Genomic DNA, 21,362 nt, shown 5'->3' on the forward strand with positions numbered 1-21,362 from the left:
GTCTCATTATTTGGGATGTCGATCATGATACAGGTGTAAAATCTATTCGTGGGTTCAAGGAGCAGGAAGTTTACTTTGGTGAAATTCCTCTTATGACTCAAAATGGTACATTTATCATAAATGGTACAGAGCGCGTTGTGGTTTCACAGCTTCACCGTTCTCCTGGCGTCTTTTTTGATCACGACAAAGGCAAAACACTATCCTCAGGTAAATTTCTATACAATGCACGCGTAATTCCTTACCGTGGTTCCTGGCTAGATTTCGAATTTGATACAAAAGATATCCTTTATTGCCGCATTGACCGTCGCAGAAAAATGCCTGCTACTGTTTTATTAAAGGCTCTTGGCTATACGACTGAAGAATTGCTTGGCACTTTTTATGAGTGCGAAACCATCCTCAATCGTGATGGACAATTTTTCCGTAAAGTAGACCTCGATCGTTTACGCGGACAACGTGCTTCTACAGATATTATGGATCCAAAAAATCCAAGCAATACTCTTGTAAAACGCAACCGTAAAATTTCTGCTTTACATATTAAACAATTAAAAGCTGCTGGAGTTGTAGAACTTCACTTTCCACAAGAAGAACTTATTGGAAAAGTTATTGGCCAAGACATTATCGATGACGATACTGGCGAAGTTTTATTTCCAATTAATACAGACATCTCTGAAAAAATCTTGGACTCAATTATGCAAAGAGGCATTACCTCTTTCCAAATTTTATTCATTGATGATCTTAACGTAGACTCTTCTTTCCGTGACACACTTATGGTTGATAAAACCTTAAACACAGAAGAAGCTCTTCTTGAAATCTACCGCAGAATGCGTCCAGGAGATCCACCCACACTCGAAAACGCAAGTAACCTCTTTCAAAATTTATTTTTTGAAAAAGACAGATATGACTTATCAAGAGTGGGTCGTTTAAAATTAAATGAAAAACTCGATCTTACTATAGATATTGATTATCGCACTTTAACACGCGAAGATATCATTGGGACAGTTAAACGTCTTCTCGATGTCCGTAGTGGAAAAATTAAAGTGGATGACATCGACCACCTTGGCAACCGTCGTGTACGTGCCGTTGGTGAGTTGCTTGAAAATCAATATCGCATTGGTTTAACTCGTATTGAAAGAGCAATCAAAGAACGCTTACAACTTCAAGATCTCGACAGTTTAATGCCTCACGATCTCGTGAATGCAAAACCTGTTACTGCTGTTGTAAAAGAATTTTTTGGTTCTTCTCAGTTGAGTCAGTTTATGGATCAAACGAACCCACTTGCGGAAGTTTATCATAAACGTCGTCTTTCAGCCCTCGGGCCTGGTGGTCTTTCCCGTGAAAGAGCCGGTTTCGAAGTCCGTGACGTTCACCCAACGCATTACGGTCGTATTTGCCCAATTGAAACGCCGGAAGGTCCAAACATTGGTCTTATCGTTTCTCTTGCTTCTTTTGCACAAGTTAACAAATATGGATTTATCGAAACTCCATACCGTACCGTTACCGATCGTCTTCCTATGGATGAAGTTCGTTATTACTCATCTACAGACGAGTGGCGTGACCATGTTATTGCGCAAGCGCGCATATATCCTGACCACGAAAATAAAATTAATTCAAATGACCTATTAAACGCGCGTAGTTCTGGCGAAACCAACATCTACACAGCGGAAGAAGTAGACTTAATGGACGTGGCAACCAACCAAGCGGTTTCTGTTGCGGCTTCCTTAATTCCATTCCTTCAAAATGACGATGCCCACCGTGCCCTCATGGGTGCCAACATGCAACGCCAAGGCTTGCCTTTGCTTCGCACTAAAGCACCGCTTATTGGTACAGGCATGGAACGTACCGTTGCTGCCGATTCTGGCGTAACAGTAGTTTCTCGTCGTGCTGGTACTGTTATTTCTGTGGATGCAGAACGCGTTGTGATTAAAGCTAACGAAGTTTCTTCGGATGTAACCGAAGTGGCATCGGAAGTGGATATCTATACTCTTGTCAAATTTACAAGATCAAACGTGGATACCTGCGTTAACCAAAAACCAATTGTTAAAGTTGGCGACAAGGTTGAAAAAGGCGACATCATTGCAGACGGTTTTGCTACAGAAATGGGCGAACTTGCTCTTGGCCAGAACGTGGTCGTGGCATTCCTACCTTGGAATGGTTACAACTACGAAGATGGTATCGTTGTTTCAGAACGTGTTGTTCGTGAAGATCTCTACACCTCTGTTTACATCCAAGAATTTGAATGTATTAGCCGTGATACAAAACTAGGAAAAGAAGAAATCACTTCTGATATTCCAAATGTCAGCGACGAATCCTTAAAAGATCTCGACGATGCTGGTGTTGTTCGCATTGGAGCTGAAGTAAAACCAGGAGACATCCTCGTTGGTAAACTCACTCCGAAAGCAGAAACACAACTTACACCTGAAGAAAAACTTCTCCGCGCAATTTTTGGTGAAAAAGCGGCCGATGTTCGTGATACCTCCCTTCGTGTTCCACCAGGAGTTCAAGGAACGGTTATTGGAGCTAAAGTATTCTCTCGTGAAGGGGCAGAACTTGATAGCCGTATGATTCAAGTTCAAGAACAAGAAATTTCTAAACTCAAAAAAGATGAGCGCGATCGTATTCAAATCATCCGTAAATCTACTGTTGAAAAATTAGAAACACTTTTTGTAGATGAAACTGCTGCTGTTAGTTTTGAAACTAAACATGAAGGACATGTTTATAAAGTTTCCTCTGGTGAAAAAATTCATAAAGAAGCTTTTGCTGGCATGACAATTGAGCAAATTAAATCACTTGAAGTAATTAGCTCAGATAAAAGTGCTCTATTAGCTAAAATCAAAAAATCCATGAACGAAAAAATCGCTCTCGTTCGTGAAATGACAGAATCCCAAATCGCTCGCGCAAAACGTGGCGATGAACTTCCACCAGGCGTTATCAAAATGGTGAAAGTATATGTTGCGATTAAACGTCGTCTTCAAGTTGGTGATAAACTAGCGGGTCGTCACGGTAACAAAGGGGTTATTTCTAAAATTGTACCTATCGAAGATATGCCTTATCTCGAAAATGGTCAGCCTGTTGATATCGTATTGAGTCCTCTTGGGGTTCCATCACGTATGAACATCGGCCAAATTATGGAAACACACTTTGGCTGGGCAGCACGCGGAATTGGTCTTAAAATCAACGAAATGTTGGACAAAGCAGCTCCTCGTAAAGAACTTGAAGATTATATTTGCAAAGTATGGGATGATCCTTCTGTACACGAATTTGTAAAATCTTGTTCAAACGAAGAACTACGTCAGTTTGTTCGTAAATATAAAGAAGGTGTTACGTTATCAAACCCTGTGTTTGATGGTGCCGAAGAAGAAGAAATCTTCAAATACCTTGAACTTGCCGATCTTGATCGTTCTGGACAAGTTACTTTATACGACGGCCGTACAGGCGAAAAATTCAACCGCCAAGTAACAGTTGGTGTCATGTATGTCCTTCGCCTACATCACTTAGTTGATGAAAAAATCCATGCTCGTTCTATTGGGCCTTACAGTCTCGTTACGCAACAACCTCTTGGTGGTAAAGCACAATTTGGTGGTCAGCGTCTTGGAGAAATGGAAGTGTGGGCGATGGAAGCATATGGAGCAGCTTACACGCTTCAAGAGTTCTTAACTGTGAAATCAGATGACATCGCAGGTCGTACAAAAATGTACGAAGCAGTTGTAAAAGGCGAAAACATGATGCTCCCTGGATTACCAGAGTCCTTCAACGTTCTTGTCAAAGAAATGCAATCGCTTGCTTTGGATGTCAGCCTTATTCGCGATGAAAGTGAAATCAGTCTTGATGATCTTCAACGCGATGTGCGTGAAATCCAATAATAACGAAGGAGTTTAAGCATGAATATGAATGAAGGTTCCAAAGATGTTTACAGTTTCTTCGAAAAACCTGTAGATCCTTTGAGTTTTAGTGCAGTTAAAATTGGTCTCGCTTCTCCTGAACGCATCAGAAGCTGGTCCTATGGTGAAGTTAAAAAACCTGAAACAATCAACTACAGAACGTTTAAACCAGAACGTGATGGCCTTTTCTGCGGAAAAATCTTTGGCCCCGTTCGTGATTTCGAATGTGTTTGTGGAAAATATAAACGTAAAAAACACCGTGGTACGGTATGTGAAAAATGCGGTGTTGAAGTTATTGAAAGCAAAGTGCGTCGTGAACGCCTTGGTCACATTAACTTAGCAAGCCCAGTGGCACACATCTGGTTCTTAAAAAGCTTACCTTCCCGTATTGGTTGCGTTGTGGACATTTCGCTTAAAGATCTTGAAAAAGTTCTTTATTGCGAATCCTACATCGTTCTTGATCCAGGTACTTCTGATCTTAAAAAGCATGAGCTTATTTCAGAAGATCGCTTTGCGGCAAAAGTACGTGAGCTTGGAAACAACGCATTCCGCGTAGGAATCGGTGCCAATGCCATGCTCGAAATGTTGCAATCTGTTGACGTATTTGAACTCTCTGAACAACTCAAAGAGTCCTTGTTAAATACGACTTCCGATGCTCAAAGCAAAAAATTAATCAAAAGACTGAAAGTCGTTGGTGCCTTTACAATGAGTGACAACCGTCCTGAGTGGATGATGTTGTCCGTTATTCCTGTATTGCCACCAGACCTTCGTCCCCTTGTTCCTTTGGACGGTGGCCGCTTTGCGACGTCTGACTTAAACGACCTTTACCGTCGAGTGATCAACCGTAACAATCGTTTGCTTAGACTTATCGAATTAAATGCGCCTGAAATCATTGTGCGTAATGAAAAACGAATGCTCCAAGAAGCGATCGATGCGTTATTTGATAACGGTCGTCGTGGTAAAGTATTTACAGGTCCAAATAAACGCCCTCTTCGCTCACTTTCCGACATGTTAAAAGGGAAAAGTGGTCGTTTCCGTCAAAACTTGCTTGGTAAACGTGTGGACTATTCTGGTCGTTCCGTAATTGTTGCGGGTCCAGAACTCCGTCTTCACCAATGCGGTTTGCCAAAATTAATGGCTCTCGAAATGTTTAAACCATTTCTCTTCAATAAACTTGAAGAAAGAGGCTATGTTTCTACAATTAAAAGTGCGAAAAAAATGGTGGAAAAAGAACGTCCTGAAGTTTGGGACCTTCTTGAAGAGTGTACAAAAGAACACCCTGTTCTTTTAAACCGTGCGCCAACATTGCACCGTTTAGGTATTCAAGCGTTTGAACCTGTATTAATCGAAGGCAAAGCAATTCAGCTTCACCCATTGGTTTGTCAGGCGTTTAACGCGGACTTTGACGGCGATACCATGTGTGTTCACGTTCCATTAAGCCTTGAAGCTCAAATTGAAGCTCGTGTTCTAATGATGTCGACAAATAACATTTTGTCACCTCAGCACGGTACACCTATTATTGAGCCTCGTAAGGATATCGTTCTTGGACTTTACTATTTAACACGTGAAAATATTACATTACGTGGCGACAGCATGAAATTCTCAAGCCTTGATGAAGTTCGTGTTGCTTATGACCATGATTTTGTTGAATTGCACACACGCGTTTTTGTTCGTTTGAATCCAGGTGATAAAGAACTTGTTCAAACCACAGTGGGTCGTTGTATTTTAAAAGAAGTGATTCCAGAGAACGTTCCATTCTTCAAAAAATACAATAAAGCTCTCGATCAAAAAGCACTTGCCGTTCTTGTGAATGATACCTACCGTCTTTGCGGTGCAAAAGAGACTGTTCTTTTAGCAGATGCTTTGCGTGAATTAGGTTATCGTTATGCTACAGAATCCGGTATTTCTATTGCAATTAAAGATATGATGATTCCAAAAGAAAAAACAAAACTCTTGGAAGAAGCATATAACGAAGTAAAAGAAGTTCGTGAACAATACGCAGAAGGTCTTATTACAGAAGGCGAACGCCACAATAAAGTAATTGACATTTGGTCCCGTGTTCAGGACGAAATTACTGTAAAAATGTTGAAACAACTTGAAACTCAAAAAGCGGTTAACCAAAAAGGTGAAACTGTTCAAATTCAATCGTTCAACTCTCTTTACATGATGGCCGACTCCGGAGCTCGTGGTTCTAAACAACAGATGCGTCAGCTTGCAGGAATGAAAGGCCTCGTGGCAAAAGCTACAGGTGAAATTATTGAAACTCCTGTGACTTCAAACTTACGTGAAGGATTCACAATTCTTCAATACTTTATTAACACTCACGGTGCTCGTAAAGGTCTTGCCGATACTGCTCTTAAAACAGCATCTTCTGGTTACCTAACACGTCAGCTCGTGGACGTTGCGCAAGATACCATCATTTCTGAAACAGATTGCGGTACTCTTGATGGTGTGGAAATCACATCTGTAGTTGAAGGCGGTGAAGTGATTCAACGCGTTGGAAACCGTACTCTAGGAAGAACATCTCTTTACGATATTAAAAACCGTGCAACTGGTGAAGTTATTGTAAAAGCAAACGAAGAAATCAACGAGGAAGCTGTTCTCCGTATGGATACAGCAAAAATTGACCGCGTTTATGTTCGTTCTGTTTTAACATGCCGTACGCGTCGTGGTGTTTGTGCAAAATGCTACGGTCGTGACCTTGCAACCGGTAACCTTGTTAACGTTGGGGAAGCCGTGGGCGTTATTGCTGCGCAATCCATCGGGGAACCAGGAACACAGTTAACAATGCGTACATTCCACTCTGGTGGTACAGCGACAACTCAATCTCAAGCGTCTTCTCACGAAGCAAAAGCGGAAGGTACAGTTCAACTTTCCAATGTAAGCTTAGTAAAAGGCCGTAGTGATTGGGACACAGCAATGGGTAGAAACGGGGAAGTGATCGTTTATGACCTTGATGGTATTGAACGTGATCGTCACTCTATTCCATACGGATCAAAAGTATTTGTTAAAGATGGGGCCAGCGTAAAAGTAGGTACCATGTTAATTGAATGGGATCCGCACTCTGTTGTAATTGTATCCGAGGTTTCTGGTAAAATTAAATTCCAAGACCTTTTTGAAGGTGTTTCTGTTGAAGAACGTACTGACGAAGTAACAGGTTTAACTCGTCGTGTTGTGATCGAAAACAAAGATACAAAAATTAAACCTGCAATTGTTGTTACAGACTCTTCTGGAACTGCAATTCGAATTACAGAAACTCGTGATGCCCGTTACCCACTTCCAAGTGGTGCGACAATCATGTTTGCAGACAATGACAATGTATATCCTGGTGATGTTCTTGCTAAAATTCCAAGAGAACAAGCAAAAACAAAGGATATTACAGGTGGTCTACCTCGTGTTGCTGAGCTTTTCCTTGCTCAAAAACGCAGAACATTTGCAATCATTTCTGAAATTGACGGTTTTGTTTCTTTTGGAGCAGATATCAAAGGTAAAAGACGCGTGGTTGTTACTCCAGAAATGGGTGGTGGCGACAGTCGTGAATATCTTATTCCAAAAGGACGCCACGTGGTTGTTACCGAAGGTGACTTTATCCGTGCCGGCGAACCACTCGTGGATGGACCATTAAACCCACATGATATTTTAAAAGTTTTAGGTGAAAAAGCTCTAGCTAGTTACCTTGTTTCTGAAATTCAGGCGGTTTACAAACTTCAAGGTGTGAATATCGATGATAAGCACATTGAGATTATTGTAAAACAAATGCTTCGCCGTGTAAGAATTAAAGATCCAGGAGACACCGAGTTTCTACCTGCGGCTCAGGTTGAAAAATGGACATTTGAAGAGCAAAACGAATTTGCTATGCAAAGAGGAGCTCGTCCAGCTACGGCTGAGCCTTTGCTTCTAGGTATAGCAAGAGCAGCGTCATCTACAGAGTCCTTTATTTCGGCGGCATCTTTCCAAGAAACAACCCGCGTTCTTACAGAAGCTGCCCTTGCTGGTCGTAAAGATCTATTACGTGGACTTAAAGAAAACGTTATTATGGGTCGCTTAATTCCGGCTGGTACTGGCGTAAACTTCTATAATAACTTAGAAATGTTTGTTGAAGGCCAAAGCCTCGATGCAGAAGCAATAATTGAAGCCTCAATTCCACAAGTGGTTGCCCGCTTAGGAACAGGTTCTCATCATCAAATGAGATAAGCACATTGCTTATCTCTTATGCTTACTTATTGCTCTAATTTTACAATTTTTGCTTGACAATGGGCGTCATTCTACGTTACGAATCGACGCCCAACGGTTTGGAGTGTAATTCAATGGAAAGCCAAAAAATCCGTATTCGTCTCAAGGGCTATGATGTTTCTCTGGTTGACCAGAGCGTAGCTCAGATTATTAACAAGGCAAAAGGAACGGGAGCAAAAATTGCTGGCCCAGTACCAATGCCAACGATCATTAACCGTTATACAGTGTTGAGATCACCTCACGTTGACAAAAAGTCACGCGAGCAATTTGAAATCCGCACTCACCGCCGTTTAATCGATCTTCTTGAGCCAAAACAACAAACTGTTGATGGACTCATGAAACTCGACTTAGCAGCTGGTGTTGATGTAGAAATCAATCTCTACTAAAAAACTGGTTATTATTTTTTAATCACACTTCTTAATTTATTTAAGAAGTTTTAACAAAAAGCTGGCGCTGTAATCTATTGCATCCAGCAGGAGTTAAAGTCATATGGTACGTTATGCTTTTAGCAAAGTTGGCATGACTAGTGCTTTTACGCAAAGTAGCACAGCCCAAGGCGTAACTGTTCTAAAAATGCAGCTAGCTAAAGTTCTTAGACACGAAACTTTGGAAAATGGCAAAGTTGTTGTTGTTGTTGAATACGATACAGGTCATAAAAATAAACTTGTACGTGGATGGGTTGTCGAAAATCCTGCTGAATACGAAGTAGGCTCACCTCTTAAAGCTCCTTCTCTCTCTGTCGGACAAAAATTAAAAATTACTGGCTTTTCTAAAGGTCGCGGTTTTCAAGACGCTATGACTCGTCACGGTTTTGGTGGCGGTCCTGCAAGCCATGGTAGCCGTTTTCATAGATCCCCTGGATCTGTAGGTATGCGTGCTGAACCTGGTCGCGTTATGAAAGGCAAAAAAATGCCTGGTCAAGACGGTAATGTACAAGTAACTCTCCGCAATGTTCAGGTTGCTTACTGGTCTCATGAAGAGTCAATTATGGCTATCGTAGGCGGTGTACCTGGTGCACGCGGCGGTATGGTATTTGTTTAAATTTAAGTTTTGGGAAGGGATAGCATATGTTGTCTAAAATTGAAGCCCTTCCAGAGAGTTTGGTAAGCTATGCTGACCGTAACAAAGGCACTCTCTGGCAGGTTATTAAGGCTTACAGAGCCAACCAAAGACAAGGAACTGTTGGCGTAAAAACACGCGCAATGGTTAGATCTACTGGTAAAAAGCCTTACAAACAAAAGAAAACAGGAAGCGCTCGTCGTGGTTCTTTCGTAGCTCCTCTCCATGTTGGTGGTGGTGTTGCTCACGGACCTAAAGCGCGCGATTACCGTCAAGCGATTCCCGTAAAAATGAGTCGTGTTGCTCTCGGTATTGCAATTTCTGAGCGTATTAAGTCTGGCAAAATTTTTGTTGGTTCACTTGATTTTCCAAGTGGAAAAACAAAAGATGCGGCGTCTGCACTAAAGAATGTTGCTGATTTGTCTGGAAACACTTTGGTTTGCTTAAGCAATCCAAACGAAAGCACAATTCGTGCACTTCGCAATATCCGCGGAGTTCACCTTGTGAGTCCAGAACAAGTAAATGCATTTACTATTCTTCAAGCACGCAGTCTTATTGCAAGTCCAGAAGCGTTCAAAGTTCTTGAATCTAGGATAGCAGACTGATTTTTGAAGAAAGGAAATGAACATGCGTTCGGATTATGTTATCAAAGGCTCAGTTTTAAGTGAAAAATCTTTTAGTCTTTTAGAGAATAAAGTTTACACACTTAAAGTTGATCTCAAAGCTACAAAAACAGACATCAAAGCAGCTGTTAAAGATGTTTTTGGTGTTGATGTTATCAATGTAAATACTTCTATTCTACGTGGAAGAATTGTACGTAAAGCGCGTTCTAAAAAAGGTGGCGCTGTTGAAGTTAAACTTCCTAACATCAAAAAAGCGTTTATCCGCTTAAAAGATGGGCAAGAGCTTCCTGCACCAGTTATGAACACGCAAGCAGAAACTGTAACGGAATAATTTTTCTGTTTTTTTGTATTTTATAGTTTTAATGCGCGGAAAAATCCTCGAATTATCGCGCAAGGATGAGGAAAATGGGAATCAGACAATTAAGGCCTTATACGGCTACAACAAGAACACAAAGTTACATCAACTACAGAGAAGTTCTTACTACTGATACTCCTTACAAGCCGCTCTTGGCTCCAAACCCAAGAAAAGCGGGTCGTAATAATACCGGTCGCATTACTGTTCGCCATCAAGGCGGCGGAAATAAGATCAAATATCGTATTATCGATTGGAAGAGAAGTCGTAAAGACGTTGAAGGTGTTGTTACTTCTGTTGAATATGATCCAAATCGTACAGCTTTTATCTCTCTCGTGAAATTTATCGATGGAGATCGTCGTTATGTACTTGCTACAAACGGTGTTAAGGTTGGTACAAAAATTATCGCTTCTCACGAAGCTGATATCAAGGCTGGCAATAGCCTCCCACTCAAGAAGATCCCTGCTGGTACAATTATCCACAGTGTTGAAATGCGTCCGGGAGCTGGTGCAAAGTTAGTTCGTAGTGCTGGTGCATCTGCAACGTTAGTTGGTCGTATTGAAAAATACGCTCAAATTCGTATGCCATCAGCTGAACTTCGTCTTATCCCTGAAGATTGCTATGCAACCATCGGTACTGTATCCAATGCGGACCATATGAATGTTTCTATTGGTAAAGCTGGCCGTAATCGTTGGAAGGGAGTTCGCCCAACTGTTCGTGGTGTTGCTATGAACCCTGTTGACCATCCAATGGGTGGTGGTGAAGGTCGTACAAGTGGTGGCCGTCATCCATGCTCACCATGGGGTCAATTGTCTAAAGGTTACAAAACTCGCAAGGTAAAACCTAGCGATAAGTTTATCGTAAGCCGTCGTAAAAAATAATTTCGAATTGCTTAAGGGGTAAAGCATGTCACGTTCGTTGAAAAAGGGTCCTTTTGTTGACACCCATTTGCTCAAAGCAGCAGATAAAAACAAGGGTGCCGCTAAAGTAATTAAAACCTGGAGCCGCCGTTCCACAATTATTCCAGATTTCGTTGGACTCACATTTGCAGTTCACAATGGAAAAAAGTTCGTTCCCGTTTATGTGAACGAAAATATGGTTGGACACAAGCTTGGTGAATTTTCGCCAACTCGTACTTTCCATGGTCATGGTGCGGATAAAAAAGCCGCTAAGAAAAAGTAAGAGGTAATTTATGGACGCAAAAGCAACACACTATGCTGCAAAGTGTACCGCACGTAAGGCAAGATTGTTAAGACCGCTAATCATTGGCAAAACTGTTTCTCAAGCAATTGCTGTGCTTTCTGTCGAAAGACGCTCTGGTTCTGTAGCGACAGTAAAGCTTATCCGCTCTGCGCTTGCACAGCTTCCTGAGAATAGTGCTGTAAACACTGTAATTAGTGACTTTGTAGTGAATGAAGGTCCCCGCCGTCGCATGTTTATGCCACGCGCACAAGGACGTGCTACGCCTATATTAAAAAAGACGTCGCACTTAACTATTCGTCTTAAACTTAATTAACAGAGGGTACAACAGTGGGTCAGAAAGTACATCCAATTGGTTTGAGACTTGGGATTAACAAGACTTGGGATTCTCGTTGGTTTAGTAAACGTGAATTTGCAAAAAATCTTAATGAAGACTTGAATGTTCGCAAGTTCATATCAAAAAAATACGCAGAAGCTGGCGTTGCACGCGTTGAAATCGAACGCGCTGCAAAACAAGTTGTAGTTAAAGTTTACACAGCGAAACCTGGTAAACTTATTGGTAAACAAGGTAAAGGAATTGAATTACTTCGTGATGAAGTTAAAACAGTTCTTAAATCTAATGACAAATCCATCAAAGTTGATGTTTTTGAAGTTAAGAATCCTGATACAAACGCTCAATTAGCGGCATTCAACGTTGCACAACAACTTGAAAAACGTATTTCCTTCAGAAGAGCTATGAAGAAGGTTATGCAGCAAGCTATGAAAGCAGGCGGAAAAGGAATCAAAATCCGTGTTGCTGGCCGTTTAAACGGTGCAGAAATGGCTCGTACAGAATGGTATATGGAAGGACGCGTTCCTCTTCATACTCTTCGTGCAGACATTGACTATGGAACTTCCGAAGCTTTAACAACTTACGGACTCATTGGTGTTAAGGTTTGGTTATTTAAGGGTGAAGTTTTTGGAAAAACAGCTGGTAGCGTTGCTCCTAGTTCCAAAAATGCACGCAATGAGGAGTAATTAGAAAATGCTAGCTCCAAAAAAAGTTAAATTCCGTAAATCTCACAAAGGCCGCATTAAAGGCGTTGCAGATCGTTGCAACAGTGTTGACTTTGGAGATTTCGCTCTTCAGGCTCTTGAACCTGGAAAACTAGAAGCTCGTCAAATTGAAGCAAGTCGAATTGCCTTGACCCGCCATATAAAACGTGGTGGAAAGGTTTGGATTCGTGTGTTTCCAGACAAACCTATTACAAAGAAACCAGCTGAAACACGTATGGGTTCCGGTAAAGGTGGTTTGGATCGTTGGGTTTGTCCAATTCGCTCAGGTCGCGTAATTTTTGAAATTCAAGGTGTACCAGCAAATCTTGCTAAAGAAGCATTTGATCTTGCTGCTGCTAAACTTCCTTTCAAAACTCGCATGATGAGCAGAAGTGATAAGGTTTGGGAAAATCAATGAAAAAACAAAAAAAGTTTTCTGATTTAAGCTCTAGTGATGCATCTACTAAACAAGACACTCTTATTAAAGAGCTTGTAAAGTTTAGGGTTTCCATGGATCCAGCTCTCATCAGTAATGCGGGCGGTGTGGCAGGTCTGAGAAGAGATTTAAAAATCGTTTCTCGCAGAAAAGCACAATCTGCTAAATAATTGAGGGTAAATAGACATGGAAAACAATAAAATCACTAAGAATCCTATTAGAGGCCGTGTAGTAGCGATCTCAAAAGATACAAAGACTGTAAAAGTAGAAGTTCCTCGTGTTGTTCCTAATAAGACATACGGCAAACGTCTTCACCTTCATACTTCTTTGTTAGCTGACACTTTTGGTGTTCAAAATATCGTGGTTGGTAAAGATGTTGATATCTTGCCTTGCCGCCGTATTTCCAAAAATAAGTCATGGAAAGTTGTTTCTGTTGTTGCTCACTAATGTAGGCAACACTTTAAAATAGTTTCTTTTTTCTTCTCATTTAATGGGGTGTATCGTGATTCAGCCAGAATCAATCCTGGTAGCAGCCGACAATAGCGGTGCGAGAAGTCTCAACGTCATTCGTGTTATGGGCGGTTCTTTCCGTCGTTACGCACGTGTTGGCGATTTGATCGTCGTATCCGTAAGAGATGCTGTGCCTGGTGGGCGTGTTAAAAAAGGCGAAGTACACAAAGCAATTGTAGTTCGTTGTAAGAAAGAAGTTTCGAGAACAGATGGTTCTCGTATTCGTTTTGATGAAAATGCTGCTGTTCTTGTAAAAATTGTCAAAAATGAAAAAGAGCCAGTTGGAACCCGTATTTTTGGACCAATTGCTCGTGAATTAAGACAACGTAATTGTGGCAAGATTATCAGCTTGGCTCCGGAGGTTCTATAATCCATGGCAAGCGAAAAAAATCAGTCCGGTAAAAAACCTACTGGCAAAAAAGGCGCAGATTATGGCGCAGTAGTCGTTCGTGGTGAACACACTAAAGGTGTTAAACCAAGATACATGGCAAAGTTCAGCGACAAAGTTTTACCTGAACTTAAAAAGCTTCATACAGAAAAAAATGTGATGGAGCTTCCTAAGATCGTAAAAATCGTTGTTAATACTTGCCAAGGCGAAGCTACTCAAAACATTAAGGCACTTGAAGCAGCTGCAGCTGAGCTTGAGTTGATTACTGGTCAAAAAGCAGTTATTACTCGTGCAAAGAAATCAATTGCAACCTTTAAGTTACGCGCAGGAATGCCAATTGGCGCTTCTGTAACTCTTCGTAAAGAACGCATGTTTGAATTTTACGATAAACTCGTTTCGGTAGCACTACCTCGCGTACGTGACTTCCGTGGAGTTTCATCTAACAGTTTCGACGGTCGTGGCAATTATTCTCTTGGAATCCGTGAACAGATCATATTTCCTGAAATCGAAGCGGATAAAGTAGATAAAACACGTGGCTTGAGTATCACTATCGTGACATCTGCAAAAACAGATGAGGAAGCTCGTGAGCTTCTTACTCTCCTCGATATGCCGTTTAGAAAGTAAAGGGGATAGATGTGGCTCGTTTAACAATGATTAATAAGGCAAATAAAAAAGCCAAGTTTTCTACGCGTCAGCACAACCGCTGCAACCAATGCGGTCGTCCTCGCGCTTACTATAGAGACTTTGGTTTATGTCGTATTTGCTTACGTAAAAATGCCCTTTCAGGACAAATTCCTGGAATGGTCAAGGCAAGTTGGTGAGGTGAATAAATATGTACGCTACTGATCCAATCGCTGATATGTTAACACGTATCCGTAATGCTTCTAGTGCAGGTCTTAAATATACAACAATTCCTGCAAGCATTATTAAAATTGAAATTACAAAAATCTTAGAAACAGAAGGCCTCATTCGTGGGTTCCGTCTAATCAAAGATAATGGTCAAGGCAAAATTAAAATTGCCATGAAATATAGTGAAGTTGGCCAACCTGTGATCCGTGGAATTACACGTGTATCTAAACCTGGTTGCCGCGTTTACAAAGGTGTTGAGGATCTTCCAAAGATCCGTGGTGGTCTTGGTTTCGCAATACTTACAACACCAAAAGGTGTTCTTACAAGCAAAACAGCTCGTAGAGAACGCGTTGGTGGAGAAGTTTTAGCTTATATTTGGTAACTTTCGAGGTTTTTAGGAGGCTTCTATGTCAAGAGTTGGTAAGCAGCCAATTAAAATTCCTTCGGGAGTAACCGTAAAATTAAGCGGAACTATTCTCGAAGTGAATGGATCAAAAGGCACGATGACACGTGATACCTTTGGTCGTATTGCTATCGCACAAGAAAATAACGAAGTTGTTGTATCTGTTAATAACGGAGAAAACAGCTCTGCGTATTGGGGTCTTTACAGAACCCTTCTTTCTAACATGGTTCAAGGTGTATCTGCTGGTTTCAGCAAATCTCTTGAAATCCAAGGTACAGGATACCGTGCAGCTATGGCAGGTAAGGTTTTAAATCTTACTGTTGGTTATTCGCACCCTGTAAATATTGAACCACCAACAGGCATCACTTTTGAAGTTGATAAAGCTGGTAAAGTAAATATTTCTGGTGTTGATAAAGAGCTCGTGGGCCAAATGGCTGCTAAAGTTCGTTCCGTACGTCCTGCTGAACCTTACCAAGGTAAAGGCATTCGTTACGCTGGCGAAGTTATTGTAACTAAAGTTGGTAAATCTGCAGGTAAGAAATAATTTCTTCCTGCTTATTATAAATCGTGTTTTCTGTATGTTAGCAGGAAACCAGGAGATGTTATGTATCGTATAATCAATCGTAAAAAGATCAGGCAATTGCGTAAAATGCGTTTTTGGCGCCGCCGTTCTTCTGATTTAACAAAACCACGTCTTTGCGTATTCAAGAGCAGCCGCCATATTCAGGCTCAAGTAATTGATGATGCAAAAGGCATAGTTATTGCATGCGCTAGTTCTATTGAAGCAGATGTTAAAGCAACTGGTCTTCGTGGCAAGACAATGGCTGTAAAAGTCGGAAATCTTGTTGCTGAAAGAGCAAAAAACGCTGGTATCAGCGCTGTTGTTTTTGACAGAAACGGTTTCACATACCATGGGCGTATTCAGGTTCTCGCTGATTCCGCTCGTGAAGCTGGTCTTCAGTTCTAAGAACTTAACTTTATTAAGGAAGAGCAGAAAATGCAAATGAATAAAGAAGAACAGAAAAAAGATCGTTTTGAAGATCGTGTAGTTAGCGTTTCACGCGTATCCAAAACAGTTAAAGGCGGTAGACGCATGAGCTTCTCCGCACTTGTTGTTGTTGGAGATCGCCAAGGTACAGTTGGTTATGGACTAGGCAAAGCTGCTGAAGTTCCAGAAGCCGTTAGAAAAGCTGTAGCACAAGCAAAAAAATCACTCATTACAGTACCAATGGAAAAACAAACAATTCCATTCGTAGTTAATGCAAAATTTGGTGCAAGCCACCTTCTTTTAAGCCCTGCAACTGAGGGTAGTGGTATTGTTGCTGGAAGTTCTGTACGTGCTGTTGCTGAACTTGCAGGCATTCCTAACATTATGGCTAAAATTCAAGGTAGTCGGAATCCTCATAATGTTGTAAAAGCAGCATTTAAAGGTCTTAAACAGCTTTCTACTACTGAAGAATACTTAAAAGCACGTAAGTAAGAAGGGGACTCTCTAAAATGCAAAATATTAATACCCCAAAAATAAAAGTAACTTTGCTTCGCAGCTTTGCGGGACGTAGCGAATCACAGCGTAGAACCCTAGTTTCACTTGGTCTTTCTAAAATTGGTTCCTCACGTGTATTACCAAACGTGAACCCAATACTTGGCCAGGTCAACAAGGTAATTCAATTTATCAGGGTTGAGCCAGCTGAGTAAGGAGTAATTAAAGTGAGAATAGAAGAACTTCGTCCTAATCCGGGCGCAAGAAAAGATAAACGCCGTTTAGGTAGAGGCCCAGGTAGTGGTCTTGGTAAAACGGGTGGACGCGGTGGTAAAGGCCAAACAGCTCGTTCTGGCTCTAGCATTCGTCCTGGTTTTGAAGGAGGTCAAACTCCTCTTTACCGTAGAATTCCTAAACGCGGATTTAAAAATGCTTGTGCAATTAACGTTGAGTCTTTAAATTTAAAAGATTCTTCACAATACATTGAAAACGGCATTTTAGATGGTCAAGGCTTTGTAGCTAAAGGCATCGCGAAATTACTTTCAATGGGTGATGTACCTGCAGATCTTAAAACTGTGAAAAACTTTGTTATGTCTTCTGGAGCACGTGAAAAACTGCTCGCAAAAGGCGTAACCATCGAGGAGTAACCAGAGGATGCCTCAGGGAAGTGGCTGGACAGAAAATGTCCTTGTAAAGCGTTTGTTGTTTACATTGTTAGCACTTCTCGTTTTCCGCTTTGGAGTGCATATCCCTGTGCCAGGTATTGATGCAAAAGAGCTCGCTCTTTTTGCAAGTCAGCAGGGTGCTGGTTTATTAAAAATATTTAATATGTTTTCAGGCGGTGCGTTAAGTCACTTCTCCATTTTTAGCCTTGCGGTAATGCCTTATATTTCTGCAAGTATTATTATTCAACTCATGACTGTAGTTGTTCCTTCATTGGAACAAATGCAAAAAGAGGGTGGCGTAGGCAGACAAAAGATTACCCGCATTACAAGGAGTCTTTCTGTCCTTTTAGCCCTTGTCCAAGCTTATTTATTATCTGCTGGATTAGAGGCATCAAGAGGACCTAATGGTGGGATGATCGTTCTCGATCCTGGCTTATCTTTTAGACTCATGTCTTGTGTTCTAATGGCTGCTGGAAGTTGTTTTGTGATGTGGTTAGGTGAGCAGATTACAGATAAGGGTATTGGAAACGGAATTAGTTTACTTATCTTTGCAGGTATCGTTGCTTATTTACCATCTTCAGCCAATACAATAATTGAAATGGTAAAACAAAATAGCGGGGCTTTATTAGGAGCTCTTGGTATTGTTGCCTTTGCTTTACTTCTTGTATTTGCTGTTACTTTTTTTGAGCAAAGTTATAGAAAAGTTCCAATTCATTATGCAAAAAGATTAGTTGGAAAAAGAGTAATGTCTGCGCAAGCAACACACTTACCTTTAAAGGTAAATATGGCTGGTATTATGGCTGCCATTTTTGCTTCTACTATTCTTGCTGTTCCCGCAACTTTCCTAAGCTTTGGAAGTGCGGCTGGTAATGTTTGGTTAGCTGATTTTTTACCAGGTCATTGGTTATATAATGCGGTCTTTGTTGTATTAGGCATGTTCTTTTCCTTTTTCTACGCATCTATTGTCTTTAAATCAGATGATGTTGCTGAAAACTTAAAAAAGCAAAATGCTTACATACCAGGGGTTCGTCCAGGTAGTGAAACTGCAGAAGCTTTAGATACTGTTGTAACTCGTCTTACCTTTGCGGGTGCGATTTACATGAATCTTATTGTTGTCGTTCCTTCACTAATTGGTTCTGCATTCTCTCAACAAATGACTTTTGGCGGGACATCTCTTTTGATTGTTGTTGGTGTGGGTCTTGAAGCAATCCGCCAAGTAAGAGCACAACTTGCAACTCAAAAGTATGATTTTCTGATTTTCCCATCTCAATCAAGAGATACAACAACAGCTAATAATGATACAAGGCTATGAAGCAGGGTTATAAATGAAGGTAATCATTTTTTTAGGCCCTCCAGGCGTAGGCAAAGGGACTCAATGTTCTCTTTTAAGCGCACGCCTAGGAGTAAAGCATATCTCAACTGGCGCCATCATCCGTCAGGAAATTGCTTCCGAATCGGCTCTTGGATTAAAAGTTAAAAGTATTGTTGAGTCTGGACATTTAGTTGATGATAAATCAATTTTTGAATGCCTTGAAAGTACTTTAAATGTAATGAAACCTAAACAAAGTGACATCATTTTGTTAGATGGCATTCCAAGAAACCTTTCTCAAGCAAAAGAATTTGATGTTCTTATCAGCAAATTTTCTAGCAAAGTGGATTTAGTTCTCTCGCTATCTGCGGACCTAGACAAGTTGCTAGAGAGATTTGAAAAAAGATGGACTTGTTCTTCTTGCGGTAAGATTGATTCCATTACATCTGGAACAGACGTAGCGAATTATGTTTGTAGTAGTTGTGAAAAAATGGGGACAATGTTTCGTCGTAAAGATGATGAACCTGAAACAGTAAAAAGACGTTTTACTGTTTACCAAAAGGAAACTGAACCTTTGGTTTCGTACTATGCTGATAGAAATAACTTAAGCATTATTGATGGGTTACGTCAACCTGAAATTGTTTATGCTGAAATTGTATCAATTTTGTTAAGAAAATAAAGATTGAACTTGATTTAAGCAGCAGATTGGGATACCCAATAACGCTCTTTGTTCTCATTGGAGTATGAATGTAAATGGCTGAATATGAAAATAAACCTAAAAAGGTGAAGTTTGACGAAGACGATAAAGCCAAAAAGGTTGAGCTAGAAGAAGATGACAAACCTAAAAAGGTTGAATTGGAAGGTATCGTTGCTGAAAAATTACCTAACAATTTGTTTATAGTAGAACTCGACAATAGTCTCAAGGTTTTAGCTCATGTATCTGGTCGAATGAAAATGAATTGCATCAATATTTTACCTAGCGATAGAGTAAAAGTTGAATTGAATCCAAATGATAAGACTAAAGATGGCAGGTTTAGAGCTAAAATTGTTTTTAGGTCTAAATAATAATATTTTTGTGAGTTTTTACTAGGAGTTTTTGCTAATGAAGGTTAGAGCTAGTGTAAAGCCAATTTGCGATAAATGCAAAGTAATTCGTCGCGTTGGTGTAGTAAGAGTTATTTGTGAAAATAAAAAGCACAAGCAGCGTCAAGGTTAATAGAAAAATATCGGAGGTTAGTTGTGGCAAGAATTGCGGGCGTTGACATTCCGCGTAACAAGCGTATCGAAATTTCGCTTACGTATATACATGGTCTTGGTCGTAAATCCTCTCAAAAGATATTGGATCAATTGTCTATAAATAGAGACATGCGTACCCAAGATCTTAACGACGATCAGATTAACGCCATAAGAAAGCTTATTGATACAAACCACACTGTAGAAGGTGATTTGCGTCGTCTTGTTCAATCCAACATCAAACGTTTGATGGACTTGGGTTGTTATCGTGGTCTTCGTCACCGTAAAGGTTTACCTGCTCGTGGACAAAGAACGAAAACAAATGCGCGTACGCGTAAAGGTCCAAAGAAGACGGTAGCGAATAAGAAGAAGTAACTTCTAAAGTGTGAGGTATTTTGATAATGAATAAGGTAGTATCAAAGAAAAAGCGTGTTAAACGCAATGTTCCAACTGGAATAGCTACTATTTCTGCAAGTTTTAACAATACAATTGTTACATTTGCAGATGCGAATGGTGACGTTATTACTTGGTCAAGTTCTGGTAGCAAAGGTTTCAAAGGATCTCGCCGTAGTACTCCATTTGCCGCACAAGTTGCTGCAGAAGATGCTGCACGTAAGGCGATTGACTGTGGAATGAAAAGTTGCTCAGTTATAGTTACAGGCCCAGGTTCAGGCAGAGAGTCCGCAGTACGTGCTATTTCTGCAACTGGAATTAAAGTAACACTTATTAAAGACGCAACACCTGTTCCACACAATGGATGCAGACCGCCTAAGCGTCGTAGGGTTTAATAACAAAATGCGAGGCATAATTTCTTTAAAATGAAATTATGCTTTGTTTTGGATTATAACTTATAGTCCATATGTTTTAAACACCTAAAAAACTATGATCTTTTTTGATTATAGAGTGTTCATTAAATCTAACTGAACTTGCATAAAGTTCAGATTTGTTTTGACAGTACTTTTAAGCTAATTGATAAGGCAGTCAAACTTTTAACACGATGGATTAATTGGTGTTATTAGTTTAATGCTTTATCGTTTTCTCTTGGTAAATGTTAAAAATAGTGCTACAAGGCAACTTGTATCGCTTAGTCGTGCTTTTTGTAAAATAAGTTCTTGATATTCTAAGAACTATAATGCATGAGCAATGACAAGTGAGCCTTTATATTTATAAAAGCTCAAAAGGTACTTTGGGGCAAAATACGAAACGGAAAAGTTGACGGAGTCAATAATGCAGAGCAACTGGAAGGCGCTGTTAAAGCCGCAGTTTATTGAAAAAGAAGATATTTCTTCTGCTTTTGGGAGATTTATAGCTAAGCCTCTGGAGCGTGGTTTTGGTACTACGTTAGGTAACGCATTGCGTCGTGTTTTGCTTTCTTCTCTTCAAGGTGCTGCTGTTGTAGGTTTGCGCATTGAAGGAGTAGAGCATGAGTTTTCGACAGTTCCTGACGTTTCAGAAGATGTAACAGAGGTTGTTTTAAACTTGAAAGCTTTGGATGTATGGCTCGACACAGAAGGTGAAAAAACCGCTATGATCGATGTTGTAGGTCCGAAGGTAGTAAGGGGATCTGATGTCATTTCAGACGGATCGCTTCGCATTTTAAACCCTGATCACGTCATTTGTACGGTTGGAGCAGGCGGAAAATTTAAAGCAGAAATTACCGTAAGAACTGGTAAAGGATACTTAACAAGCGATGCCGTTAAAGATGGTTT

Annotated in this window: 28 protein-coding genes and 1 pseudogene; all 29 read left to right on the forward strand. The window is 40.5% G+C overall.

The features are described from left to right. On the forward strand, positions 1-3,860 hold a 3,860-nt coding region (rpoB, locus tag ACIQ56_RS17115), incomplete at its 5' end, for a DNA-directed RNA polymerase subunit beta (protein WP_397602249.1). Positions 3,861-3,884: 24 nt separating this feature from the next. Further along, a complete protein-coding gene (gene rpoC, locus ACIQ56_RS17120) occupies positions 3,885-8,072 on the forward strand; it encodes a DNA-directed RNA polymerase subunit beta' (protein ID WP_397602259.1) in 4,188 nt (1,395 codons plus the stop codon). 113 nt (positions 8,073-8,185) lie between these two features. Then, positions 8,186-8,497 (forward strand): 30S ribosomal protein S10, encoded by a 312-nt coding sequence (gene rpsJ / locus ACIQ56_RS17125; RefSeq protein ID WP_130610705.1) that lies wholly within the window; start codon positions 8,186-8,188, stop codon positions 8,495-8,497. Positions 8,498-8,600: 103 nt separating this feature from the next. Then, a complete protein-coding gene (gene rplC, locus ACIQ56_RS17130) occupies positions 8,601-9,152 on the forward strand; it encodes a 50S ribosomal protein L3 (RefSeq protein ID WP_397602250.1) in 552 nt (183 codons plus the stop codon). Positions 9,153-9,178: 26 nt separating this feature from the next. Beyond that, positions 9,179-9,775 carry a 50S ribosomal protein L4 gene (gene rplD, locus ACIQ56_RS17135; protein WP_397602251.1) on the forward strand — a complete coding sequence of 199 codons (597 nt, stop codon included), beginning with the start codon at positions 9,179-9,181 and terminating at the stop codon, positions 9,773-9,775. 22 nt (positions 9,776-9,797) lie between these two features. Continuing rightward, positions 9,798-10,124, forward strand: a complete 327-nt coding sequence (locus tag ACIQ56_RS17140; protein WP_397602252.1) for a 50S ribosomal protein L23 — start codon at positions 9,798-9,800, stop codon at positions 10,122-10,124. 74 nt (positions 10,125-10,198) lie between these two features. Next, positions 10,199-11,026 (forward strand): 50S ribosomal protein L2, encoded by an 828-nt coding sequence (rplB, locus tag ACIQ56_RS17145; RefSeq protein ID WP_397602253.1) that lies wholly within the window; start codon positions 10,199-10,201, stop codon positions 11,024-11,026. A 25-nt stretch (positions 11,027-11,051) separates the two neighbouring features. Beyond that, positions 11,052-11,327, forward strand: a complete 276-nt coding sequence (gene rpsS / locus ACIQ56_RS17150; protein ID WP_148698248.1) for a 30S ribosomal protein S19 — start codon at positions 11,052-11,054, stop codon at positions 11,325-11,327. A gap of 10 nt (positions 11,328-11,337) precedes the next feature. Further along, a complete protein-coding gene (locus ACIQ56_RS17155) occupies positions 11,338-11,661 on the forward strand; it encodes a 50S ribosomal protein L22 (protein WP_153420682.1) in 324 nt (107 codons plus the stop codon). 14 nt (positions 11,662-11,675) lie between these two features. Then, positions 11,676-12,362: a 30S ribosomal protein S3 gene (gene rpsC, locus ACIQ56_RS17160; protein ID WP_153420681.1), complete on the forward strand. Its 687-nt coding sequence runs from the start codon at positions 11,676-11,678 to the stop codon at positions 12,360-12,362. A gap of 7 nt (positions 12,363-12,369) precedes the next feature. After that, the gene (gene rplP, locus ACIQ56_RS17165; RefSeq protein WP_153420680.1) at positions 12,370-12,798 is read left to right on the forward strand and encodes a 50S ribosomal protein L16; all 429 of its coding nucleotides are present in this window, start codon (positions 12,370-12,372) and stop codon (positions 12,796-12,798) included. Beyond that, entirely contained in the window at positions 12,783-12,986 is a 204-nt protein-coding gene (locus ACIQ56_RS17170; protein ID WP_153420679.1) for a hypothetical protein, read from the forward strand. Before rplP ends, ACIQ56_RS17170 begins: the two co-directional genes overlap by 16 nt. A 16-nt stretch (positions 12,987-13,002) precedes the next feature. Then, complete coding sequence (rpsQ, locus tag ACIQ56_RS17175; RefSeq protein WP_153420678.1) at positions 13,003-13,263, forward strand: 30S ribosomal protein S17; 261 nt, start codon at positions 13,003-13,005, stop codon at positions 13,261-13,263. Between the two features lie 55 nt (positions 13,264-13,318). Then, positions 13,319-13,696, forward strand: coding sequence for a 50S ribosomal protein L14 (gene rplN / locus ACIQ56_RS17180; protein ID WP_153420677.1), 378 nt, complete (start codon positions 13,319-13,321; stop codon positions 13,694-13,696). Between the two features lie 114 nt (positions 13,697-13,810). Further along, on the forward strand, positions 13,811-14,338 hold the full coding sequence (rplE, locus tag ACIQ56_RS17185) for a 50S ribosomal protein L5 (RefSeq protein ID WP_153421172.1): 528 nt from the start codon (positions 13,811-13,813) through the stop codon (positions 14,336-14,338). 11 nt (positions 14,339-14,349) lie between these two features. Next, entirely contained in the window at positions 14,350-14,535 is a 186-nt protein-coding gene (locus tag ACIQ56_RS17190) for a type Z 30S ribosomal protein S14 (protein ID WP_397602254.1), read from the forward strand. Between the two features lie 11 nt (positions 14,536-14,546). After that, positions 14,547-14,945: a 30S ribosomal protein S8 gene (gene rpsH, locus ACIQ56_RS17195; protein ID WP_397602255.1), complete on the forward strand. Its 399-nt coding sequence runs from the start codon at positions 14,547-14,549 to the stop codon at positions 14,943-14,945. Positions 14,946-14,970: 25 nt separating this feature from the next. After that, positions 14,971-15,510 carry a 50S ribosomal protein L6 gene (rplF, locus tag ACIQ56_RS17200; protein ID WP_397602256.1) on the forward strand — a complete coding sequence of 180 codons (540 nt, stop codon included), beginning with the start codon at positions 14,971-14,973 and terminating at the stop codon, positions 15,508-15,510. Positions 15,511-15,570: 60 nt separating this feature from the next. Beyond that, complete coding sequence (rplR, locus tag ACIQ56_RS17205) at positions 15,571-15,933, forward strand: 50S ribosomal protein L18 (RefSeq protein WP_153420674.1); 363 nt, start codon at positions 15,571-15,573, stop codon at positions 15,931-15,933. A 36-nt stretch (positions 15,934-15,969) separates the two neighbouring features. Beyond that, entirely contained in the window at positions 15,970-16,446 is a 477-nt protein-coding gene (gene rpsE, locus ACIQ56_RS17210) for a 30S ribosomal protein S5 (RefSeq protein ID WP_153421171.1), read from the forward strand. 17 nt (positions 16,447-16,463) lie between these two features. Further along, positions 16,464-16,661, forward strand: a complete 198-nt coding sequence (gene rpmD, locus ACIQ56_RS17215; protein ID WP_153420673.1) for a 50S ribosomal protein L30 — start codon at positions 16,464-16,466, stop codon at positions 16,659-16,661. A gap of 12 nt (positions 16,662-16,673) precedes the next feature. Beyond that, a complete protein-coding gene (gene rplO, locus ACIQ56_RS17220; RefSeq protein WP_153420672.1) occupies positions 16,674-17,093 on the forward strand; it encodes a 50S ribosomal protein L15 in 420 nt (139 codons plus the stop codon). 7 nt (positions 17,094-17,100) lie between these two features. After that, positions 17,101-18,423: a preprotein translocase subunit SecY gene (gene secY, locus ACIQ56_RS17225; protein WP_153420671.1), complete on the forward strand. Its 1,323-nt coding sequence runs from the start codon at positions 17,101-17,103 to the stop codon at positions 18,421-18,423. Between the two features lie 13 nt (positions 18,424-18,436). Continuing rightward, positions 18,437-19,099 carry an adenylate kinase family protein gene (locus ACIQ56_RS17230; RefSeq protein ID WP_397602257.1) on the forward strand — a complete coding sequence of 221 codons (663 nt, stop codon included), beginning with the start codon at positions 18,437-18,439 and terminating at the stop codon, positions 19,097-19,099. A gap of 104 nt (positions 19,100-19,203) precedes the next feature. Beyond that, positions 19,204-19,485, forward strand: coding sequence for a translation initiation factor IF-1 (gene infA, locus ACIQ56_RS17235; protein WP_397602260.1), 282 nt, complete (start codon positions 19,204-19,206; stop codon positions 19,483-19,485). Between the two features lie 37 nt (positions 19,486-19,522). Further along, complete coding sequence (rpmJ, locus tag ACIQ56_RS17240) at positions 19,523-19,636, forward strand: 50S ribosomal protein L36 (RefSeq protein WP_130610638.1); 114 nt, start codon at positions 19,523-19,525, stop codon at positions 19,634-19,636. Between the two features lie 23 nt (positions 19,637-19,659). After that, positions 19,660-20,028 (forward strand): 30S ribosomal protein S13, encoded by a 369-nt coding sequence (gene rpsM / locus ACIQ56_RS17245; RefSeq protein WP_153420668.1) that lies wholly within the window; start codon positions 19,660-19,662, stop codon positions 20,026-20,028. Positions 20,029-20,054: 26 nt separating this feature from the next. Continuing rightward, entirely contained in the window at positions 20,055-20,441 is a 387-nt protein-coding gene (gene rpsK, locus ACIQ56_RS17250) for a 30S ribosomal protein S11 (protein ID WP_397602258.1), read from the forward strand. 565 nt (positions 20,442-21,006) lie between these two features. Beyond that, positions 21,007-21,362 (forward strand): annotated as a pseudogene (locus tag ACIQ56_RS17255) (DNA-directed RNA polymerase subunit alpha); the annotation flags it as partial.

The sequence above is a fragment of the Silvanigrella sp. genome (assembly GCF_044369315.1).
Taxonomy (GTDB): domain Bacteria; phylum Bdellovibrionota_B; class Oligoflexia; order Silvanigrellales; family Silvanigrellaceae; genus Silvanigrella.